The 19673-nt window shown below is 71.6% G+C and carries 18 protein-coding genes; 9 read left to right on the top strand and 9 right to left on the bottom strand.

The annotated features are described in order from the left end of the window. Positions 1 to 49: 49 nt before the first annotated feature. The 5 genes from ABZ910_RS12385 to ABZ910_RS12365 all read left to right on the top strand — a co-directional run bounded on the left by ABZ910_RS12385 (position 50) and on the right by ABZ910_RS12365 (position 6712). The gene (locus ABZ910_RS12385) at positions 50 to 814 is read left to right on the top strand and encodes an IclR family transcriptional regulator (protein WP_361362529.1); all 765 of its coding nucleotides are present in this window, start codon (positions 50 to 52) and stop codon (positions 812 to 814) included. 445 nt (positions 815 to 1259) lie between these two features. Continuing rightward, entirely contained in the window at positions 1260 to 2054 is a 795-nt protein-coding gene (locus ABZ910_RS12380; RefSeq protein ID WP_361362526.1) for an MIP/aquaporin family protein, read from the top strand. 108 nt (positions 2055 to 2162) lie between these two features. Beyond that, a complete protein-coding gene (gene glpK, locus ABZ910_RS12375; protein ID WP_361362523.1) occupies positions 2163 to 3701 on the top strand; it encodes a glycerol kinase GlpK in 1539 nt (512 codons plus the stop codon). A 9-nt stretch (positions 3702 to 3710) separates the two neighbouring features. Continuing rightward, a complete protein-coding gene (locus ABZ910_RS12370) occupies positions 3711 to 5327 on the top strand; it encodes a glycerol-3-phosphate dehydrogenase/oxidase (RefSeq protein WP_361362520.1) in 1617 nt (538 codons plus the stop codon). 332 nt (positions 5328 to 5659) lie between these two features. Continuing rightward, positions 5660 to 6712: a PAC2 family protein gene (locus ABZ910_RS12365; protein WP_361362518.1), complete on the top strand. Its 1053-nt coding sequence runs from the start codon at positions 5660 to 5662 to the stop codon at positions 6710 to 6712. A 55-nt stretch (positions 6713 to 6767) separates the two neighbouring features. Here ABZ910_RS12365 and mshC read toward each other — a convergent pair whose 3' ends face one another. From mshC to ABZ910_RS12345, 4 genes are all read right to left on the bottom strand, one after another. Next, positions 6768 to 7997: a cysteine--1-D-myo-inosityl 2-amino-2-deoxy-alpha-D-glucopyranoside ligase gene (mshC, locus tag ABZ910_RS12360; protein WP_361362515.1), complete on the bottom strand. Its 1230-nt coding sequence runs from the start codon at positions 7995 to 7997 to the stop codon at positions 6768 to 6770. A gap of 129 nt (positions 7998 to 8126) precedes the next feature. Beyond that, positions 8127 to 8957 (bottom strand): SCO1664 family protein, encoded by an 831-nt coding sequence (locus ABZ910_RS12355; protein ID WP_361362513.1) that lies wholly within the window; start codon positions 8955 to 8957, stop codon positions 8127 to 8129. Continuing rightward, on the bottom strand, positions 8921 to 9511 hold the full coding sequence (locus ABZ910_RS12350) for a DUF3090 domain-containing protein (protein ID WP_361362510.1): 591 nt from the start codon (positions 9509 to 9511) through the stop codon (positions 8921 to 8923). The genes ABZ910_RS12355 and ABZ910_RS12350 overlap by 37 nt, the downstream gene beginning before the upstream one ends. 87 nt (positions 9512 to 9598) lie before the next feature. Further along, complete coding sequence (locus ABZ910_RS12345; protein ID WP_361362507.1) at positions 9599 to 10285, bottom strand: histidine phosphatase family protein; 687 nt, start codon at positions 10283 to 10285, stop codon at positions 9599 to 9601. Positions 10286 to 10434: 149 nt separating this feature from the next. Between ABZ910_RS12345 and corA the strand changes: the two genes are divergently transcribed. Beyond that, positions 10435 to 11433: a magnesium/cobalt transporter CorA gene (gene corA / locus ABZ910_RS12340; RefSeq protein WP_361362505.1), complete on the top strand. Its 999-nt coding sequence runs from the start codon at positions 10435 to 10437 to the stop codon at positions 11431 to 11433. Between the two features lie 15 nt (positions 11434 to 11448). Here corA and ABZ910_RS12335 read toward each other — a convergent pair whose 3' ends face one another. After that, positions 11449 to 12237 carry a ferritin-like domain-containing protein gene (locus tag ABZ910_RS12335; RefSeq protein WP_361362502.1) on the bottom strand — a complete coding sequence of 263 codons (789 nt, stop codon included), beginning with the start codon at positions 12235 to 12237 and terminating at the stop codon, positions 11449 to 11451. 272 nt (positions 12238 to 12509) lie between these two features. Further along, positions 12510 to 13565: an LLM class F420-dependent oxidoreductase gene (locus ABZ910_RS12330; protein WP_361362499.1), complete on the bottom strand. Its 1056-nt coding sequence runs from the start codon at positions 13563 to 13565 to the stop codon at positions 12510 to 12512. Positions 13566 to 13753: 188 nt separating this feature from the next. On the opposite strand from ABZ910_RS12330, the gene ABZ910_RS12325 reads away from it, so the two are divergent. Further along, entirely contained in the window at positions 13754 to 14737 is a 984-nt protein-coding gene (locus ABZ910_RS12325) for an aldo/keto reductase (protein WP_361362496.1), read from the top strand. Further along, the gene (locus ABZ910_RS12320) at positions 14734 to 16953 is read left to right on the top strand and encodes a helix-hairpin-helix domain-containing protein (RefSeq protein ID WP_361362493.1); all 2220 of its coding nucleotides are present in this window, start codon (positions 14734 to 14736) and stop codon (positions 16951 to 16953) included. The genes ABZ910_RS12325 and ABZ910_RS12320 overlap by 4 nt, the downstream gene beginning before the upstream one ends. A gap of 118 nt (positions 16954 to 17071) precedes the next feature. Here the strand turns inward: ABZ910_RS12320 and ABZ910_RS12315 are convergent, their stop codons facing one another. Continuing rightward, entirely contained in the window at positions 17072 to 17788 is a 717-nt protein-coding gene (locus tag ABZ910_RS12315) for a hypothetical protein (RefSeq protein WP_361362490.1), read from the bottom strand. A 47-nt stretch (positions 17789 to 17835) separates the two neighbouring features. On the opposite strand from ABZ910_RS12315, the gene ABZ910_RS12310 reads away from it, so the two are divergent. After that, positions 17836 to 18024: a DUF5703 family protein gene (locus tag ABZ910_RS12310; protein ID WP_030053310.1), complete on the top strand. Its 189-nt coding sequence runs from the start codon at positions 17836 to 17838 to the stop codon at positions 18022 to 18024. Between the two features lie 158 nt (positions 18025 to 18182). Here the strand turns inward: ABZ910_RS12310 and ABZ910_RS12305 are convergent, their stop codons facing one another. Together ABZ910_RS12305 and chpH are read right to left on the bottom strand one after the other, a co-directional pair. Next, positions 18183 to 19127, bottom strand: coding sequence for a chaplin family protein (locus tag ABZ910_RS12305; protein WP_361362486.1), 945 nt, complete (start codon positions 19125 to 19127; stop codon positions 18183 to 18185). Positions 19128 to 19293: 166 nt separating this feature from the next. Next, entirely contained in the window at positions 19294 to 19527 is a 234-nt protein-coding gene (chpH, locus tag ABZ910_RS12300) for a chaplin ChpH (protein WP_361362483.1), read from the bottom strand. Between the last annotated feature and the right edge of the window lie 146 nt (positions 19528 to 19673).

Below are 19673 nucleotides of genomic sequence, written 5' to 3'. Positions count from 1 at the left end.
CAGCGGACGTCGCGCGTCGACGGGCGAAGGAGACGGAGGCGGTACGGCGATGGCACGGAACATCCAGTCGCTCGAAAGGGCGGCCGCGATGCTACGGCTGCTCGCGGGCGGCGAGCGGCGACTCGGTCTGTCGGACATCGCCTCGTCGCTGGGCCTCGCCAAGGGTACGGCCCACGGCATACTGCGCACCCTCCAGCACGAGGGTTTCGTGGAGCAGGACGAGGCCTCCGGGCGCTACCAGCTGGGCGCCGAGCTGCTGCGCCTGGGCACCACCTACCTCGACGTGCACGAGCTGCGGGCGCGGGCCCTGGTGTGGACGGACGACCTGGCCCGCTCCAGCGGGGAGAGCGTCTACCTCGGGGTGCTGCACCAGCAGGGCGTGCTGATCGTGCACCACGTCTTCCGGCCCGACGACAGCCGGCAGGTGCTGGAGATCGGCGCCATGCAGCCGCTGCACTCCACGGCCCTGGGCAAGGTGCTGTCGGCGTACGACCCCGTCGCGCACAGCGAGGTCGTGGAGGCCGACCGCAAGGCCTTCACGGACCGCACCGTCTGTGAGCTGGAGGGCTTCGAGCACCTCCTCGACATCACGCGCGCGCGGGGCTACGCGATCGACGTGGAGGAGACCTGGGAGGGCATGGCCTCCATCGCGGCCCCCATCCACGACCGCCGTCGCATGCCGGTGGGCGCCGTGGGCCTCACGGGCGCGGTGGAGCGCCTGAGCCGCGACGGCGACCTGCGCCCGGAACTGATTGCGGCGGTACGGGACTGCGCCCGCGCGGTGTCACGGGATCTGGGCGCCAGACGCTTCTGAGGGCGCGGGCGTCCGGGCGGGATCCGGATGCGGAGGCGCTGACAGCCCAAGGGGCCCGTGGCCCGGCGAAGAGGTAGGTGCGCGGCGCGCGAACACCCATGAGCCGGGACGTACGGACACCCCACACCCGGGAACGCCGCCACCCTCCCTCACCCGCCCGATCGGCACTCTGGGTGAACGCCTCGGCGCTGCGCGTCCCCGGTTCGAGATCGTCCGTGTGTGGCAATGAATAACGATCCCGCATTCGATTACAGAACCCTTGACTCATGCGTGACGGCGAGACAAGACTCCCGTCCATCGGTCGGCATTGTCGAACACTTACCGGCAATACGCGCTAGAGTGTGGCAACGCCAAGGGCCGGCATCGCTCTCACCTCGAGGGCGAGAGAACCCCCGGTGGGACCCGGGGTTCGGCTTCCCCTGGACGAAGGACAAAGGAGTCGCGGGTGTCCAGCTCCGACATCTTCATCGGCGAGACCATCGGTACCGCCCTACTCATCCTGCTCGGCGGTGGCGTCTGCGCCGCCGTCACACTCAAGGCCTCCAAGGCCCGCAACGCCGGCTGGCTCGCCATCACCTTCGGGTGGGGCTTCGCAGTGCTCACGGCGGTCTACACCTCGGCGCCCCTGTCCGGCGCCCACCTCAACCCCGCCGTGACGCTCGCGCTCGCGATCAAGGATCACGACTTCAGCACGCTCCCCGTCTACTGGGCGGGCCAGATGTTCGGCGCCCTGATCGGTGCCACCCTCCTCTGGCTGGCCTACTACGGCCAGTTCCAGGCGCACCTCACCGACAAGGCGATCGTCGGCGGCCCCGGTGCGCAGGCCACGGCCACCAAGGCCGTCGAGGCGCAGGAGCAGGGCGCCGGCCCGGTCCTGGGCATCTTCTCCACCGGTCCGGAGATCCGGAACACGTGGCAGAACCTCGCCACGGAGATCATCGGCACCGTCGTGCTGGTGCTCGCCGTCCTCACGCAGGGCCTGAACGACAAGGGCAACGGCCTCGGCCCCCTGGGCGCGCTGATCACGTCGCTCGTGGTCGTCTCCATCGGTCTGTCGCTCGGCGGCCCGACGGGGTACGCGATCAACCCGGCCCGTGACCTGGGTCCGCGCATCGTGCACGCCCTTCTGCCCCTGCCCAACAAGGGCGGCTCCGACTGGGGCTACGCCTGGATCCCGGTGGTCGGTCCGCTGATCGGCGGCGCGATCGCTGCAGGCATATACAACGTCGCATTTGCTTAAAGGAAAACGAGCTTCCGGAGATCACGCTCCCGAGCACCGAGCCTCGCAGCACGCGCCGTAGATACAGCCCCCGCAGCCCTCCCACCCACGGAACACCAGGAGCACACAGTGACCGACGCCCACACCGCAGGCCCGTTCATCGCGGCCATCGACCAGGGCACGACCTCCAGCCGGTGCATCGTCTTCGACCGGGACGGCCGTATCGTCTCCGTCGACCAGAAGGAGCACGAGCAGATCTTCCCGAAGCCGGGCTGGGTCGAGCACGACGCCAACGAGATCTGGACCAACGTCCAGGAGGTCGTCGCCGGCGCCGTCGAGAAGGCCGGCATCACGCGCGACGACATCAAGGCCATCGGCATCACCAACCAGCGCGAGACCACCGTGCTGTGGGACAAGAACACCGGTGAGCCCGTCCACAACGCCATCGTCTGGCAGGACACCCGCACCGACGCCCTGTGCAAGGAGCTGGGCCGCAACGTCGGCCAGGACCGCTTCCGCCGCGAGACCGGCCTCCCGCTGGCCTCCTACTTCGCCGGACCCAAGGCCCGCTGGCTGCTCGACAACGTCGAGGGCCTGCGCGAGCGCGCCGAGGCGGGCGACATCCTGTTCGGCACCATGGACACCTGGGTCATCTGGAACCTGACCGGCGGTGTCGACGGCGGCCACCACGTCACCGACGTCACCAACGCCTCCCGCACCCTGCTGATGAACCTGCACACGATGCAGTGGGACGACAAGATCTGCTCCTCGATCGGCGTCCCGATGGAGATGCTCCCTCAGATCCGCTCCTCCGCCGAGGTCTACGGCGAGATCACCGGCGGCCGCCTCGGCGACCTGCTCGGCGGCATCCCGGTGGCGTCCGCGCTCGGCGACCAGCAGGCGGCCCTGTTCGGCCAGACCTGCTTCTCCGAGGGCGAGACCAAGTCGACGTACGGCACCGGCACGTTCATGGTGATGAACACCGGCGAGAAGATCATCAACTCCTACTCGGGCCTGCTGACCACGGTCGGCTACCAGATCGGCGACCAGAAGCCGGTCTACGCCCTGGAGGGTTCGATCGCCGTCACCGGCTCCCTGGTGCAGTGGATGCGCGACCAGATGGGCCTGATCTCCACCGCCGCCGAGATCGAGACCCTCGCGCTCTCCGTCGAGGACAACGGCGGCGCCTACTTCGTCCCGGCCTTCTCCGGCCTGTTCGCCCCGCACTGGCGCTCCGACGCGCGCGGTGTGATCGCCGGTCTGACGCGGTACGTCACCAAGGCGCACCTCGCCCGTGCCGTCCTGGAGGCCACCGCCTGGCAGACCCGTGAGGTCGCCGACGCCATGACCAAGGACTCGGGCGTCGAGCTGTCCACGCTCAAGGTCGACGGCGGCATGACCGCCAACAACCTGCTGATGCAGACGCTCTCGGACGTCCTGGAGGCGCCGGTGGTGCGCCCGATGGTCGCCGAGACCACCTGCCTGGGCGCCGCGTACGCCGCCGGTCTCGCGGTCGGCTTCTGGACCAGCACCGACGACCTGCGCGCCAACTGGCGCCGGGCCGCCGAGTGGACCCCCCGCATGGACGCGGAGACCCGCGACCGTGAATACAAGAACTGGCTCAAGGCCGTCGAGCGGACCATGGGCTGGATCGAGCACGAGGAGTAGTCACCCCACATGACCAGTCAGCCCACCCTGCAGTCCGTGCCTGCCCTGGGGACGCGCCCGGCCTCCGGCTCGAACCCGAGCCGCGCCGAGACCCGGGAGCAGCTCGCATGCGCGTCGTACGACCTTCTCGTGATCGGCGGCGGCATCCTGGGCATCTCCACCGCCTGGCACGCCGCGCAGTCCGGCCTCAGGGTGGCTCTGGTCGACGCCGGTGACTTCGCCGGCGCCACCTCGTCCGCCTCCTCCAAGCTGCTCCACGGCGGTCTGCGCTACCTGCAGACCGGGGCGGTGAAGCTGGTGGCGGAGAACCACTTCGAGCGCCGTGCGGTCTCCCGCCAGGTGGCCCCCCATCTGGCGAATCCGCTCACGTTCTACCTCCCCGTGTACAAGGGCGGGCCGCACGGCGCTGCGAAGCTCGGAGCGGGCGTCTTCGCCTACTCCGCGCTGTCCGCGTTCGGTGACGGCGTGGGCCACCTGCTCTCCCCCGCGAAGGCGGCGCAGGACGTGCCCGAGCTGCGCACCGAGAACCTCAAGGCCGTGGCCGTGTACGGCGACGACCAGATGAACGACGCGCGCATGGCGCTGATGACGGTCCGCGCGGCCGTCGAGTCCGGCGCGGCCGTGCTCAACCACGCCGAGGTCACCGGCCTGCGCTTCACGCGGGGCCGGGTGACGGGTGCGGAGCTGAGGGACCGGCTGTCCGGTGACGAGTTCGGGGTGAACGCCCGCCTCGTGCTGAACGCGACCGGCCCGTGGGTCGACCACCTGCGCAGGATGGAGGACCCGCACGCCGCGCCGTCGATCCGGCTGTCGAAGGGCGCACACCTGGTCCTGAAGCGCACCGCGCCGTGGAAGGCCGCGCTCGCCACACCGATCGACAAGTACCGCATCACCTTCGCCCTCCCCTGGGAGGACATGCTTCTGCTGGGCACCACCGACGAGATGTACGAGGGCGACCCGGCGGACGTCGCGGTGGGCGACAAGGACATCACCCAGATCCTCGACGAGGCCGCGTTCTCCATACGCGACCAGCAGCTCGACCGTGACCTGATCACCTACGCCTTCGCGGGTCTGCGGGTGCTGCCGGGCGGCCCGGGTGACACGGCGAAGGCCAAGCGCGAGACCGTGGTGACCGAGGGCAGGGGCGGCATGCTGTCCGTCGCCGGCGGCAAGTGGACCACCTTCCGGCACATCGGCCGTACGGTCATGAAGAAGCTCCAGGCGCTTCCGGGCCACCCGCTGGGCGACGACTTCGAACCGGTCTCCTCCCTCCCGAAGCGGCTGCCGCTGCCCGGCGTCGCCAACCCCCGCGCCGTGGCTCACCGCCTCCTGGTGGACCGCCCGGCGCCCGGCCCGCGCATGGCCCCCGACACCGCCAGGCATCTGGCCACCCACTACGGTTCGCTGGCCTTCGACATCGCCCGGCTCGCCAACGACAATCCGGAACTGGCCGAGCGCGTCCACCCGGACGCGCCGGAGATCTGGGCGCAGGTCGTCTGGGCGCGCGACCACGAGTGGGCCGAGACGACGGACGACGTGCTGCGCCGCCGTACGACGCTGACCATCCGCGGCCTGGCCACGGACGAGGTCCGGGCGAAGGTCGAGTACCTGCTCGACGGGAAGTGACCACCGGTCAGTACCGAGGGCGGCTCCCTTCGCAGGGGGACCGAGGGGCGGCTCCCCGCCGATGGGGCCGCCCCTCTCTCCTGACCCGGTGTCAGTGCCGGCCGCTGGCCATGGCCGTATGCGCAGGGACATCGATCAGGCGGACCCTGGCGAACTTGCCGGCCTCCGGCGATCGGTGGTGGGGTACGGGACGCCACGGTGGGCCGGGGTGTCCGGGGTTCGCGAACGGGGCAGTGATCCGTTCACTCCCCCGTGCAAGGGGGCTGCGGACGCCCCCGCCGGACGCCGTAAGGTTGAGGCGTACGTGAGGGCATGTCGGAAGGAGGCACTGGGTGATCGAGCTCGAGGGGGTTCCCGAGCTGATCGACCCGGTCATGGTGGCCGCGTTCGAGGGCTGGAACGATGCCGGCGACGCCGCCTCCACCGCGGTCGCGCATCTGGAACGGGAGTGGAAGGGCGAGGTGTTCGCGGCGCTGGACGCCGAGGACTACTACGACTTCCAGGTCAACCGCCCCACGGTCTTCATGGACGGCGGTGTACGCAAGATCACCTGGCCGACCACGCGCCTGTCGGTGGTCCGGGTCGGCGGCGAGACGCCGCGCGACCTGGTGCTGGTCCGCGGCATCGAACCGTCCATGCGCTGGCGGTCGTTCTGCAACGAGCTGCTCGGCTTCGCGCACGAGCTGGGCATCGAGCTGGTCGTCATCCTGGGCGCCCTGCTCGGTGACACCCCGCACACGCGTCCCGTGCCGGTCAGCGGCGTCACGTCCGACGCGGACCTGGCCCGCCGCATGGACCTGGAGGAGACCAAGTACGAGGGTCCGACGGGCATCGTCGGCGTCCTGCAGGAGGCCTGCACGCACGCGGGCGTCCCGGCGGTGTCGCTGTGGGCCGCCGTACCGCACTACGTGTCGCAGCCGCCCAACCCGAAGGCGACGCTGGCCCTGCTCAACCGCCTGGAGGACCTGCTCGACCTGCGCATCCCGCTGGGTGAGCTGGCCGAGGACGCGCGTGCCTGGCAGGTCGGCGTGGACCAGCTGGCCGCCGAGGACAGCGAGGTCGCCGAGTACGTCCAGACGCTGGAGGAGGCCCGGGACACCGCGGAGCTGCCGGAGGCGTCGGGCGAGGCCATCGCCCGCGAGTTCGAGCGCTACCTGCGCAGACGGGACGTCGGCCCGCCCGGCGGGCACGCCACGGCGGACGGCGGGGACGGGACGTCGCCCACCTCGTACCTGCGGGACAACCCGAGCGGCAGGACCCGTCCCCCGAAGCCGCCGAAGCCCGGCAGCCCGGGACGCCCTGGAACGCCCGGGAATCCGGGATCCGAGAACCCGGAGAAGGGCGACAAGGGGGACAGGGGCGACGAGGACTCGTCCGAGGACTGACCCCACGCAGCGGGAAGGGGCGGTACGCAACTCGCGTACCGCCCCTTCCCCTTGCTCAGAGCGCCACGCCCAGCAGGGCGTCCACGGCACGCGAGACGACGCCGGGGGCGCCGGTGTCCGTGCCGCCCCGCTCGTCCTGCAGCGCCACCCACCGGTCCACCGCGGCGAGCGCGGCCGGGGCGTCGAGGTCGTGGGCGAGGGCCTCGCGGATCTCGTCGACGAGCGCGTCGGCGGATGGCCCGTCGGGACGGGAGACGGCGGCACGCCAGCGGCCGAGCCGGGCCACCGCGTCGGCCAGCACCTGGTCGGTCCACTCCCAGTCGGAGCGGTAGTGGTGGGCGAGCAGGGTGAGCCGGATGGCGGCGGGGTCGACGCCGTCGCGGCGCAGCTGCGAGACGAAGACGAGGTTGCCCTTGGACTTGGACATCTTCTCCCCGTCCAGGGCGACCATGCCGGCGTGGACGTACGCCTTGGCCATGGGGAACTCACCGGTCAGCACCTGGGCGTGCGAGGCGCCCATCTCGTGGTGCGGGAAGGCGAGGTCGGAGCCGCCGCCCTGGACGTCGAAGCCCATGCCGAGGTGGTCGAGGGCGATGGCCACGCACTCGATGTGCCAGCCGGGCCGGCCGCGGCCGAGCGAGCCGCCGTCCCAGCTGGGCTCGCCGTCACGGGCGGCCATCCACAGCATCGGGTCGAGCGGGTTCTTCTTGCCCGCGCGGTCCGGGTCGCCGCCGCGCTCGGCGGACAGCAGCCGCATGGCGGCGGCGTCGAGGTTCGAGACCTGGCCGAAGTGCGGGTCCGACTCGACGGAAAAGTAAATGTCGCCCTCGAGTTCGTAGGCGGCGCCCAGGTCGCGCAGCCGCTCCACGAGCGGGACGATGCCGGGTATGGCCTCGACGGCGCCTATGTAGTGCTGCGGCGGGAGCATCCGCAGGGCGGTCATGTCCTCGCGGAACAGGGTCGTTTCCTGCTCGGCGAGGGCGACCCAGTCGACGCCGTCGCGCTCCGCGCGCTCCAGGAGAGGATCGTCGACGTCGGTGACGTTCTGGACGTAGTGAACCTGCCGCTTGGTGTCGAGCCACACGCGCTGCACGAGGTCGAACGCGTTGTAGGTCGCCGCGTGCCCTATGTGGGTCGCGTCGTACGGCGTGATGCCGCAGACGTAGATACGGGCGACGGGACCGGGGTCGAGGGTGACCGGACCACCGGTCGCGGTGTCGTGGATCCGAAGGTCGCGGCCCTTGCCGGGAAGGGCGGGGACCTCAGAAGCGGGCCAGGCATGCATGTACATGAGCCTAACCGGCCGGAAGTTCCGTATACGAACCGGACCGGCCGGACGACCGGAAAGGCGATCTTGCGCATCCGCGCCGGATGTGCCGCGACGCCGGGACCGGCCGCGGGCCCGTCCCGGCCGCTACACGGGTGGCCAGGGAATCGGCGGCCACTCACCGCTCGGCTCGGGGTGCCTGCCGGAGGTGAGCAGCGCTTCGATGCGCGCGCGGGTGGCCTTCAGTTCCGCCCCGGTGATCAGCTCGGCCAGCCGGGCGCCCAGCGCGCCGGTGTCGCCCAGGGCCTCCTTCAGCCCCTTCAGGACCTCGACGGCATCGGGCGTGAGGGGCTCGCCCGCCCAGCCCCACAGCAGGGTCCGCAGCTTGTTCTCGACATTGAAGGTGACCCCGTGGTCGATGCCGTACAGGCGGTCGCCGGCGGCGGGGAGCAGATGGCCGCCCTTGCGGTCCGCGTTGTTGATCACCGCGTCGAGGACGGCGAGCCGTCGCAGCCGCTCGTCGTCGGCGTGCACGAGCAGCGCGGTCCTGCCGTCGCCGACCTCGGCGAAGCCGATCGCCTTCCAGCCCGGCTCGGGCTCCTCGCCGTCCACCAGGGCGAGGAGCTCGCCGTCGGGGACCGGGTCGATCCACAGCTGGCACATGCCCTCGCCGTAGGGGCCGTCGCGCAGCACCGTGGGCGGCACCAGCCCCCAGCCGGTGGCCTCGGAGAGCTCGTACGTGGCGACCTCGCGCTCGGCCAGGGTGCCCTCGGGGAAGTCCCACAGCGGGCGCTCCCCGGCGACGGGCTTGTAGATGCAGGAAGCTTCCCGCCCGTCGTGGGCGACCGTGCAGAACAGCGCCGCGTTGGACGCCTCGCGGATACGGCCGCGCACGGTCAGCTCACCCTCGGTGAGCAGCTCGGCGGCCTCGCCGTGGGGCGTCACGCCCCGCGGCGGTATCCGTTCTGGCGCGGACATACGTGTCCCTCCGGGTCGAGCGGCAGGCTGCACAGGGGGCACGGCGGCCTTCCGGCGTTGACGACGTCGAGGGCGCGCTTGGCGAAGGCTCTGGCCTGCGCGCCGGTGAGCCGGACCCGGAGCATCGGGGGGCCGTTCTCCTCGTCCTGGAGCAGCCGCTCCTCGGCCTCCGCGAGGTCCTCCTCGGACTCGGCGTCCAGTTCCACCAGCGCCTGGGCCTCGACGATCATGCGCTGTTCCTCGCCGTCCCAGGCCAGGGCCATGGTGCCGACGCGGAACTCCTCCTCGACGGGGGTCTCCAGCGGGGCGGTGTCCGAAATCTCGTTCGGGGCCATGGCGGGCACCGGCGCGCTGCCGCCGCTGCGGCGTACGACCTCGTCGAGAAGCTCGTCCATCCGCTCCGCGAGTGCGGCGACCTGGGTCTTCTCCAGGACCACGCTGGTCACCCGGGGGCCGGCGGAGGCCTGGAGGAAGAACGTACGGCGCCCGGGCAGCCCGACCGTACCGGCCACGAAGCGGTCCGGGGGGTCGTAGAGGAACACCTGACGGGACACGTCCTGTCTCCATGGGGATCTAGAGTGCGTGAGGATCCATGCCTGTAAGCGGCAATGTCAACCGCTTCACCCTACTGCGGCCGTCGATCACGGTGCGCCCGCACCGCCCCCCACCGGTGCGTCTTCGCCGGGCGGCTCCTCGCGGGGCGTCAGGGAGGCGAAGTCCCCGGTGTCGCCGAGACGGACCAGGAACGGCCTGAGACGGGTGTAGCGGATCGCGGTGACGGAGCAGGGTTCGACGGAGATCCTCTGGAAGAGGTCCAGGTGAAGACCGAGCGCGTCCGCCACGAGGGACTTGATGATGTCGCCGTGCGAGCACATCAGGTAGACCGCGTCGGCGCCGTGGTCGCGCTCCACGCGCGCGTTCCACTCGCGTACCGCCTCGACGGCCCGGGTCTGCATGGCCCGCATGGACTCGCCGCCGGGGAACTCCGCCGCCGAGGGGTGCGCCTGCACCACCTCCATCAGCGGCTCGTCCTTCAGCTCGGCGAGCTTGCGCCCGGACCAGTCGCCGTAGTGGGCCTCCCCGATGCGCTCGTCGGTGTGCACGCGCAGGGAGGGCCGGTCGTCGAGCAGTGGTTGGACGGTCTCCCGGCAGCGCTGCAGGGGGCTGGTGACGACCTCCGAGAGCGGCAGTTCGGCGAGCCTTCCGGGCAGCGCCGCGGCCTGCTGGGCGCCGCGCTCGTCGAGGCCGACGCCGGGCGTCCAGCCGGCGAGCAGGCCCGCGGTGTTGGCGGTGGAGCGTCCGTGCCGGACGAGGATCAGGGTGGGCATGCGGCCCAGCGTAGACGGGCGCTGCGAGGCCTTGGTTCGGCCCATGGAAGTCCGAGTCCGGCAGGAGCCGGCGGTCCCCGAGGGGTCCGGCCGCGAACGCAATCGCCCGAGCGGGTGCACAACGGCTCGTATGGCGGAAGAATGCACCCGTGATCTTCGACTGTGCCAGCTACCGCGACGGGCGTCGCACCGAGGGCCCCACGGACCCCGCCGAGGCCCTGGAGCAGGCGCGCGCCGCGGACGACGCGTTCGTGTGGCTCGCGCTGCACGATCCGACGCCGGAGGAGTTCGACCGCGTCAAGAAGGTGTTCGCGCTGCACCCGCTGGCGGTCGAGGACGCTCTGAAGGCCCACCAGCGGCCGAAGCTGGAGGTGTACGACGATTCGCTGTTCACGGTCTTCAAGCCGGTCTTCTACGAGGCGGAGAACGACCGCGTCGCCACCGGCGAGGTCATGGTCTTCATCGGCGACTCGTTCGTGGTGTCCGTCCGGCACGGCAAGATCTCGCCGCTCAAGGGCGTACGGCAGCGGCTGGAGGCGGACTCCGCGAAGCTGCGGCACGGGCCGACGTCGGTGCTGCACGCGATCGCGGACGCCACGGTCGACGCCTACATGGAGGTGGCGACCGAGCTGGGGATCGACCTGGAGGAGCTGGAGGCCGAGGTCTTCTCTCCGGCCACCACCGGCTCCCGCGACATCGCGTCCAGGATCTACATGTTCAAGCGCCAGGTCCTGAAGTTCCGCCGGGCGACGGTGCCGCTGCAGATGCCGCTGACCAGGCTGGCCGGCGGGGAGGCGGCCGGTTCGTCGGTGCCCTTCGTGGACGACGGGGCGCGGCCCTTCTTCCGTGACGTAAACGACCATCTCACGCGCGTGAACGATTCCGTGGACGGCCTGGACCGGCTGGTCTCCGACATCCTCTCGGCGCACCTCGCGCAGATGAGCGTGCAACAGAACGACGACATGCGGAGGATCTCCGCGTGGGCGGCGATGGCCGCGATCCCCACGCTGCTCGCGGGGATCTACGGCATGAACTTCACGAACATGCCCGAGCTGCACTGGTACTGGGGCTATCCGGCGGTGCTGTGCGTGATGGCGGTGCTGGAGATCCTGCTGTTCCGGGGCTTCAAGCGGCGGGGCTGGCTGTAGGCGGCCGACCTCGCTTCAGGCGTACTCGTGCGCGGCCGGTGCGGGACCGCCCAGCGCGTTGCGCCGCCGCGGCGGCTTCAGGGAGACCATCCGGCGCCAGCCGGCCGCCCGTTCGTAGGTGTAGACGGTGTGGATGGCCGCGGCGAGGAGCGCCGACCTGGCCCTCGACCAGCCGAGGATGCGTCCCATGTGGGCCATCACCGCGAGGCTGACGTCGCGGTGGACGCGGATCTCGGCGAGGGCGCACTCGCGCAGCACCCGCAGAATGGTCCGGCCGTGTCCGGCGTACGCGAGGCGCAGCAGTTCCTCGTGGCAGTAGGCGAGGTGGTTGTCCTCGTCGTTGGAGATCATCCTGACCGCGCGGCCGATGTCGGGGTGGTCCGCGAAGTACCGGCGCAGCAGCTCCATCTGCTCGGAGGCGCGCTGCTCGGTGACCCGGCTGTGGGCGAGATAGACGACGATGTCCTCCACGGTGAGCGGCCGGTCGCCCTTGAGCTTCTCGTGCGCGAGACCGATGCCGGCCCGCTCCAGGAGCATCGTGTAGTCGGTTTCGGGCGGCACGGGTACGGGTTCGAGGCCGCGCTTCCTCATCAGGGCGGTGAAGATCCGACCGTGCTTGTCCTCGTCGGCGCCGTGCCGGGCGATCTTGGGGGCGAGCGCGCGCTCGCTCTGCGGCACGCGCGCCGCGATCCGCCCGTTCTCCCAGCCTCCCTGCGCCTCGCCGCCGGCCGCGATGGAGCAGAAGAGCCGGAAGGACTCGTCGTCGTCGAGGATCTCCTGGAACAGGCTCTTGGCCGACAGCATGATGAGCACCTCTCCGCATGATTCCGCACGGTTTCGCAGGGCCCGCAAAGAACGAGTCAAATGCCCGGTGAGAGGTGCCGCAACAGCTGTGTCGGACGGCTCCGCCGAAAGGAGGACCCGCGTGGTCACGGTCCGCGGCTGCGGCGCGGGCGTAACTGCTCGGGCCCGCGCGCGTTGTTCTGCGTGACGGCCGTGGCGGGGAAGACCCCCCCGAGCCCCCACCACGGCCGCAGAAACTCCCTCGAATTCGTGTCACGCCGGTCCGGCGTGGGTCATGCCAGTCCGGCACGCTCCAGGGCATCGGTACCGGCACGCAGGGACGCGAGCCGCTCGTCGAGCGTGAAGCCCGCCGGGGCCAGGGTCAGGGTGGTGACACCGGCCGCCGCGTACGCCTTCATCCGGTCGGCGATGCGGTCGACGGAGCCGAGCAGGGTGGTCTTGTCGATCAGGTCCTGGGGCACGGCGGCCGCGGCGCCCTCCTTGTCCCCGGACAGGTACTTGTCCTGGATCTCGGCGGCCGCCTTCTCGTACCCCATGCGCTGGGCGAGCTGGTTGTAGAAGTTCTGCTTGCGGCTGCCCATGCCGCCGACGTACAGCGCGGTGTAGGGGCGGAAGGTGTCGGCGAGCCGGGCCACGTCCTTGTCGTCGCCGACGGCCAGCGGGAGGGTCGGGCAGATGTCGAACCCGTCGAGGGTCTTGCCGGCCTTCTCGCGGCCCGCGCGCAGGTACTTGACGGCGGTCTCCTCCAGGTGCTCGGCCGCGGGGAAGATGAGCAGCGCGCCGTCGGCGATCTCGCCGGTCTGCTCCAGGTTCTTGGGGCCGATCGCGGCGATGTAGAGCGGGATGTGCTCGCGCTGCGGGTGCACGGTCAGCTTGATCGGCTTGCCGGGGCCGCCGGGCAGCGGCAGCGTCCAGTGCTCGCCGTCGTACGACAGCCGCTCGCGGGTCATCGCCTTGCGTACGATCTCGACGTACTCGCGCGTGCGTGCCAGCGGCTTGTCGAACTTGACGCCGTACCAGCCCTCGGAGACCTGCGGGCCGGAGACGCCGAGCCCGAGCCGGAAGCGGCCTCCGGACAGCGAGTCGAGGGTCGCGGCGGTCATCGCGGTCATCGCGGGCTGGCGGGCCGGGATCTGGAAGATGGCCGAGCCGACGTCGATGCGCTCGGTCTGGGCGGCGACCCAGGTGAGCACGGTGGCCGCGTCCGATCCGTACGCCTCGGCGGCCCAGCACACGGCGTACCCGAGCCGGTCCGCCTCCTGCGCCACGGCGAGATTGTCCGCGTCCATCCCGCCACCCCAGTAACCGAGGTTGATCCCGAGCTGCATGGCCGAATCCCCTTACCCGTGAGTAACGTCGTTGTGCCGCAGACACTAGCGCGCGGGCGGCCGCGTCGGCAGGTCCCCCCGCCCGCGAACATGGGGCCCTTGTCCGCGGGGACATCCTGTGGACGCCGGGAGTTCGGTTGTCCACAGGCAACCCACGGCACCAGCTCTGGCCAGTAATCTCGGCGTTCATGGAGCAGAGGCATCTCGGCCGCACCGGCCTGCGCGTGTCCCGGATCGGACTCGGCACCCTCACCTGGGGCCGGGACACCGACGAGCACGACGCCGCGGACATGCTGAAGACGTTCTGGGAGGCGGGCGGGAACCTCCTCGACACCGCGGACGTGTACGGCGGCGGGGAGGCCGAGTATCTGCTCGGGCAGCTCGTGGAAGGGCTCGTGCCGCGCCGGGAACTGGTCATCTCGACGAAGGCGGGGAGCGTTCCGGATCCCGACCGGCGGTTCGACGGCTCGCGCGGCCATCTGCTCGCCGCGCTCGACGCCTCTCTCGCCCGCCTCGGCACGGACTACGTCGACATCTGGCACATCCACGCCTACGATCCGGACACCCCGCTGGAGGAGACCCTCCAGGCGCTCGACCTCGCCGTCAGCAGCGGCCGCGCCCGCTATGCCGGCGTCTCCAACTTCTGCGGCTGGCAGCTGGCCAAGGCGGCGACGTGGCAGCTCGCGGCGCCGGGCACGCGGACCCGGCTGGCGAGCATGCAGATGGAGTACTCGCTGCTCCAGCGCGGCATCGAGCGCGAGGTGCTGCCCGCCGCCCTGGACCTGGGCGTCGGCCTGCTGCCCTCCTCTCCGCTCGGCCGCGGCGTCCTCAGCGGCAAGTACCGCAACTCCACTCCCCCCGACTCGCGGGGCGCCTCGCAGCACCTGGCGCCGTTCGTCGCGCCGTACCTCGACGACACCGCCAGCCATATCGTGGACGCGGTGACGACCGCGGCGGACGGGCTCGCGGTGACGCCGCTTCAGGTGGCCCTGGCCTGGGTCAGGGACCGGCCGGGCGTGGTCGCCCCGATCGTCGGAGCGCGCAACGCTCAGCAGCTGGCGGCGGCGTTGTCAGTGGAGGCGCTTAGTCTTCCTGACGAGATCTGCCGGGCGCTCGACGATGTGTCGGCGCCCGTGCACCGCTATCCCGATCACGACTGGAGCACGCTGTGAGCCCGGAGCCGGAGACCACGGAGGAAGCCGAGCCGGGGACCCCGGACGCGCCGGAGACCCCGCACGATTCCGAGACGGGTGCCGCCGCTGATTCCGGTGCCGGTGACACTGCCGACACCACGGCCGGTGACGGTGACGCCGAGGCCGCGGCCCAGCCGTCCGAGGCCGAGGCCGAGCTTGCCGCTCAGCAGGTCGAGCGGGAGCGGATCGCGCGGCGCAAGGCCGAGAAGAAGGCGCCCATCGCGAGCGGGGGGAAGCTCAGCGGCACGGCGGCCGATCTGCTCGCGGCCGTACGGGCGGTGGAGAGCGGTGACAAAGCCGCGGGCGCGGTGTTCGGCGAACCGGCTCCGGCACCGGGCCGGCCTGCCCCGGAGCCCGCGCGCCGTCCGCAGCCCGCCCCGGTCGCGGCGTCGGCCGCGCCCGCTCCCGCGCCGGAGACCGTCGAGGCCGTACGGCACGTGCTGGCCGGCGGCGGCGCTCCGGATGCCCTCGCGCCCCAGGCCGCCGCGGTCCTCGGCGAGGGCGCGGAGGCCCGACTGCGGGAGGATCCCTGGCAGTTGCTGCGGCTCGGCGGTGTGCGGCCGGATCAGGCCGACGGGTTCGCGCGGGCGCTGCTCGGCGCCGGGTGCGGTCCGGACGACGAGCGCCGGGGCCGGGCGCTGACGGTCTGGCTGCTGGAGCAGGCGGCGCTGGCGGGACACACCGCGCTGGAGATGCCGATGCTCGGCGCCGCGCTGGAACAGCGGGGCGTGCCGGATCCGAACGCGGCCGTGCAGAGCACGATCGCCGAGGGCGAGGCCCTGGTCTTCCAGGACGCCCTGGAGGAACCGGGAGCCCCGGCGCGGCAGGAGACCCGGCCTGCCGAGGACGCCGAGGGCGACCAGGAGGACGACGAGGAGCGGCCGGTGCGCGTCCTCGTCGGTCTGGAGCGGTACGCGCTCGCCGAGGAGAGCCTCGCCGACGGCCTGGCCCGGCTCCTCAACTCCGAGTCCAAGGAAGCTTCACAGCCGTGGGAGTCGGCCGCCGCGGCGGCCGGCAGCGCGGCCGAGCTGGTGCGTGCCGTCGCCGGTCACGGTCTCGTGCTGCACACCGGCGGCGAGGCGGCCCGCGCCGAACCGGCCGCCCTGCTCTCCGCGGCCCGCGCCGCGGGCCTGCGGGCCGTCGCCGCCTGCCACACCCCGGACGGGCGCCGCCGCTTCGCGGGGCTGTCGCAGACCGAAAAGACCACAGAGACCGCAGACGGTGCGGAAGACGATGACTCCGTGGTCACCGTCCCGGGGCTGCTCTCCGGCGCCGAGGGGCCCGGCCGGGACGCGGAGGGTGCCCTGGACCTCGATCTGCTGATCGTGCCGGACGCGCCGCAGCTCGACGTGGAGAGCGCCGCGATGCTCGTGGAGTCGCTGCCCGACGGGGCCCGGCTCGTGCTGAGCGGGGACCCGGCGGTGCTGTGGTCGGCCGGGCCCGGCCGGGTCTTCGCCGACCTCCTCGCGGCCCGCGTCTGCCCGCAGATCGCCTCGCGCACCCCCGACCCGGGCCCCCTCGGCGAACTCGTCTCCGGCATCGGCGTCGGCGAGCTGTCCCAGGTCGAGGCGCCCGGCAAGGAGATCGTGATCGTGCCGGTGCGGGACGCGGGCGAGGCCGTGCACCGGACCGTGCAGCTGGTCGCGGACTCCGTACCCCGGGCCATCGGCATCCCGGCCGAACAGACCGCGGTGATCACCCCGGGCCACGGCGGCGCCGCGGGCACCCGCGCCCTCAACGCGGCTCTCAAGGAGCGCCTGAACCCGGGACCCGGCCGCTTCGGCGGTTTCGACCCCGGCGACCGGATCGCCTACTCGCCCGCGCCGGGTCGTACGCTCCCCGGTCACGTGGTGAAGGCCGACGCCGAGGGACTGCACCTGTCGTGCTCGGGCACCCCCGTCGTCGTACCGAGGGAGCGGGTGGAGCAGTCCGTGCGGCACGGGTGGGCGCTGACCGGACACCAGGCGGCGGGCGGCCGCTGGCCCGCGGTGGTCGTGGTGCTGCCCGGCGACGCGGCGCAGGCCCTCAACCGGCCGTGGGTGTACACGGCGTTCGGCCGGGCCGAGCGTCATCTCTCCGTGGTGCACGGCGTCGAACAGGCGCTGCCGAGGGCGGTCTCCGAGGGTACGGCCAAGCCGCGCACGACGCGCCTCGCGGTGCTGCTGAGAACGCAGGTCCCGACGACGTCCGACTGATCGGTTTCGCGGGGTGTCGTGCGGGTTCCTCGACCCGCACGACACCCTCGCACCGACACGCGTCAGCAAACCAGGTCACCGACACGCGTCAGCGCACGGCGTCAGCGATCCATCCGCGTCAGCGATCCGAGTCCAACCGCTCCAAGTCCTCGTCCCCGTCCAGATCCAGGTCGTCCTCGAGATCGCCGGACTCGTCGTCCTGATCCTCGTCGAGATCGTCCTCGTCCTCGTCGAAGACCGCGCTGACATCGAAGCGGCAGACCACGTGCTCCGGATCGATCAGGTCGAACGGCGCCTCCAGCCACTCGCCGGGGTCGGCCGGCTCCTCGGCGGCGGTGACCCAGAGCGTGGAGTCGCCTTCCTCCAGGCCGAACTCCTTGTGCCGGGAGGCGATCTCGTCCGGTTCGAACTCGCCGAACAGGACGCCCAGCGCGCCGTGCACCGTGCTCGCGGTGTCCGCGCCCGTGCCCGCACTGTCGTCGTACTCCACCGCCTCGACCCGCTGGGCCTGCGCCAGCAGCCGCTGCGGCTCCGCCACGGCGTAGTCCCGGCGGATCAGCACGCTGAGGGCATGCGGCTCCTCGGGGCCCGCGTACGGCGGCAGCGCGTCTTCCGCTGCGGGGATCTCGAAGGGCGTGACCTCGTCGTAGCGGTCGTAGAGCAGCTCGTCGTAGGCCTCGGCGGCCGCGGCGAGCTCGTTGAACGCCTCGTAGACGGCCGGGTCGTCCTCCCCCGACCTGCGTTCGACCGCGGCCAGGTGGCGGTCGAGCGCGGTCTTGACCGCCTCGGCGGCGGCACGTACCTCGGCAGCGGTGGGCTGCGCAGCATCAGACATAGTGCAGACGCTATCCGTACCGGCACCGTGCCCGCACAATAGATGCGATGCCGGAATACGAATTTGTCGACGTGTACGTCCCGCGCGGGGTGTCCCGCAAGGACGCCACACGCCTGCTGACGGACCATGCCGAGTACGGACACTGGGAGTTGGACCGACTGAGCCTGCTGCGCGACGGCAGCCGCAAGGTGCGGTTGCGTCGGCGGATCATCCGCCAGGTGCGTGCCACGTGGTGAGGCAGGACGCATGAGGCAAGGCGCGTGAGGCAAGGCGCATGAACGCATAAAAGGCACATGAACGCACAAACGGAGCGGGCCCCGTGTCGGCGGGGCCCGCTCCGTTGTGCGCATCGGCGCCGTTCACGCCTCAGCGCTGGTCTGCCACCGTTCGCGCGCTACGCCGAGGCCCGCGCCTTGCGGTACAGCACCGCGCCCGCCAGCAGCGTCCCGGCGCTCACCGGCAGCACGACGCCCAGCGGCAGCTCGCTGCCGGTGTGGGCGAGCTGCGTCCCGGGCCGGAGCTGGGTACCGGCGCGGTTGCCCGTGTAGGGCAGGTTGCCCGGCGTAGCGGGGTGGGCCGGCGTGCCCGGCTGGTGCGGGTGCCCGGGATGACCAGGCTTGCCCGGCGTCCGGGGCGGCGGAGTGCTGTGGCCGCCGCCCGGAGGCTTCTGGTGTCCACCGCCGGGCGGGGTGCGGTGGCCGCCCCCGGTGGAGCCGCCGCCGTTGGTGCACTCGTCACCCAGCGCGGCGTTGCCGATCCCGATGACGTTGACGCTGTTGCCGCACACGTTGACCGGCGCGTCGATCGGTACCTGCACCGTGTTGCCGGAGCCCACGCCGGACGAGCCGCCCGTGTGTCCACCGGCGTGCGAGCCGCCGTGCCCACCGGATCCGCCCGCGGAGCTGCCGCCGCCGTGGTTGCCACAGCTGTTGCCCACCGACGGGTTGAGAAGCCCGACGACGTTGACGCTGTTGCCGCACACGTTCACCGGCGCGTGCACCGGTACCTGCACCGTGTTGCCGGAGCCCACGCCGGACGAGCCGCCCGTGTGTCCACCGGCGTGCGAGCCGCCGTGTCCGCCCGCGGAGCTGCCGCCGCCATGGTTGTCACAGCGGTTCCCCGCCGACGGGTTGAGAAGCCCGACGACGTTCACGGTGTTGCCGCACACGTTCACCGGCGCGTGCACCGGCGCCTGCACCGTGTTGCCGGACAGCACGCCTGGCGAGCCGGAGGCGGAGCCGCTCGCTCCCGAGTCGGCCTGGGCGTAGCCGGCCGCGGTCGCGACGACACCGGTCGCCGCCACCAAGGTCATGAGTCCCTTGCGGGTGCCCTGTCGCATGTGTTGTGTCCCCCCTGCCTTCGAAGTCGGCCGATTCTGCTGCGAATTCGGCCCTGCTCGGATTCCTGTCGTTCCGATTCCTGTTGTTCCGAGAGCCCCCCTCGACCCCGGAGCGCATGGTGTACGCCCCGAGGCCGAACGGAAGACGCCCCTCAGGGAGTCGGCGTCACTTGTTGACGCAGGAGTTGCCGAAGGCGGGGTTCAGCAGGCCGATCACAGAGATCGTGTTGCCGCAGGCGTTCACCGGGACGTGCACGGGGACCTGGACGACGTTGCCGGAGACGACACCCGGGGAGTTCACGGCGGCACCCTGAGCACCCGAGTCGGCGACGGCCAGGCCAGCACCCGCGAGAACGAGACCACCGGTGGCAGCCGCGGCGGCGACGACCTTCTTGAGCATTGTTCCTCCTCATTGGCAAAGGCGATCGCCAGCCGGCGGATCGCATCATCTGTAACGAGGAGGGAGTAATCAAGATACGAGCGTATCGTCGCATTCACTCTTCTCAGTGCCGCCCGTACGGGTAAGCGAATTACCCCGCACGGGCC

The organism is Streptomyces sp. NPDC046805 (assembly GCF_040645355.1).
GTDB lineage: Bacteria > Actinomycetota > Actinomycetes > Streptomycetales > Streptomycetaceae > Streptomyces.
Note: the sequence above shows the minus strand (reverse complement) of the source record. Positions and strands in the feature narration are given on the sequence as shown.

Excerpts from the sequence above, each read along its gene's own strand:
- ABZ910_RS12385 (WP_361362529.1), top strand. The coding sequence starts at position 50 with ATGGCACGGAACATCCAGTCGCTCGAAAGGGCGGCCGCGATGCTACGG.
- ABZ910_RS12370 (WP_361362520.1), top strand. The coding sequence starts at position 3,711 with ATGACCAGTCAGCCCACCCTGCAGTCCGTGCCTGCCCTGGGGACGCGC.
- mshC (WP_361362515.1), bottom strand. The coding sequence starts at position 7,997 with ATGCATGCCTGGCCCGCTTCTGAGGTCCCCGCCCTTCCCGGCAAGGGC.
- ABZ910_RS12355 (WP_361362513.1), bottom strand. The coding sequence starts at position 8,957 with ATGTCCGCGCCAGAACGGATACCGCCGCGGGGCGTGACGCCCCACGGC.
- ABZ910_RS12345 (WP_361362507.1), bottom strand. The coding sequence starts at position 10,285 with ATGCCCACCCTGATCCTCGTCCGGCACGGACGCTCCACCGCCAACACC.
- ABZ910_RS12335 (WP_361362502.1), bottom strand. The coding sequence starts at position 12,237 with ATGCTGTCGGCCAAGAGCCTGTTCCAGGAGATCCTCGACGACGACGAG.
- ABZ910_RS12330 (WP_361362499.1), bottom strand. The coding sequence starts at position 13,565 with ATGCAGCTCGGGATCAACCTCGGTTACTGGGGTGGCGGGATGGACGCG.
- ABZ910_RS12325 (WP_361362496.1), top strand. The coding sequence starts at position 13,754 with ATGGAGCAGAGGCATCTCGGCCGCACCGGCCTGCGCGTGTCCCGGATC.
- ABZ910_RS12315 (WP_361362490.1), bottom strand. The coding sequence starts at position 17,788 with ATGTCTGATGCTGCGCAGCCCACCGCTGCCGAGGTACGTGCCGCCGCC.
- ABZ910_RS12310 (WP_030053310.1), top strand. The coding sequence starts at position 17,836 with ATGCCGGAATACGAATTTGTCGACGTGTACGTCCCGCGCGGGGTGTCC.
- ABZ910_RS12305 (WP_361362486.1), bottom strand. The coding sequence starts at position 19,127 with ATGCGACAGGGCACCCGCAAGGGACTCATGACCTTGGTGGCGGCGACC.
- chpH (WP_361362483.1), bottom strand. The coding sequence starts at position 19,527 with ATGCTCAAGAAGGTCGTCGCCGCCGCGGCTGCCACCGGTGGTCTCGTT.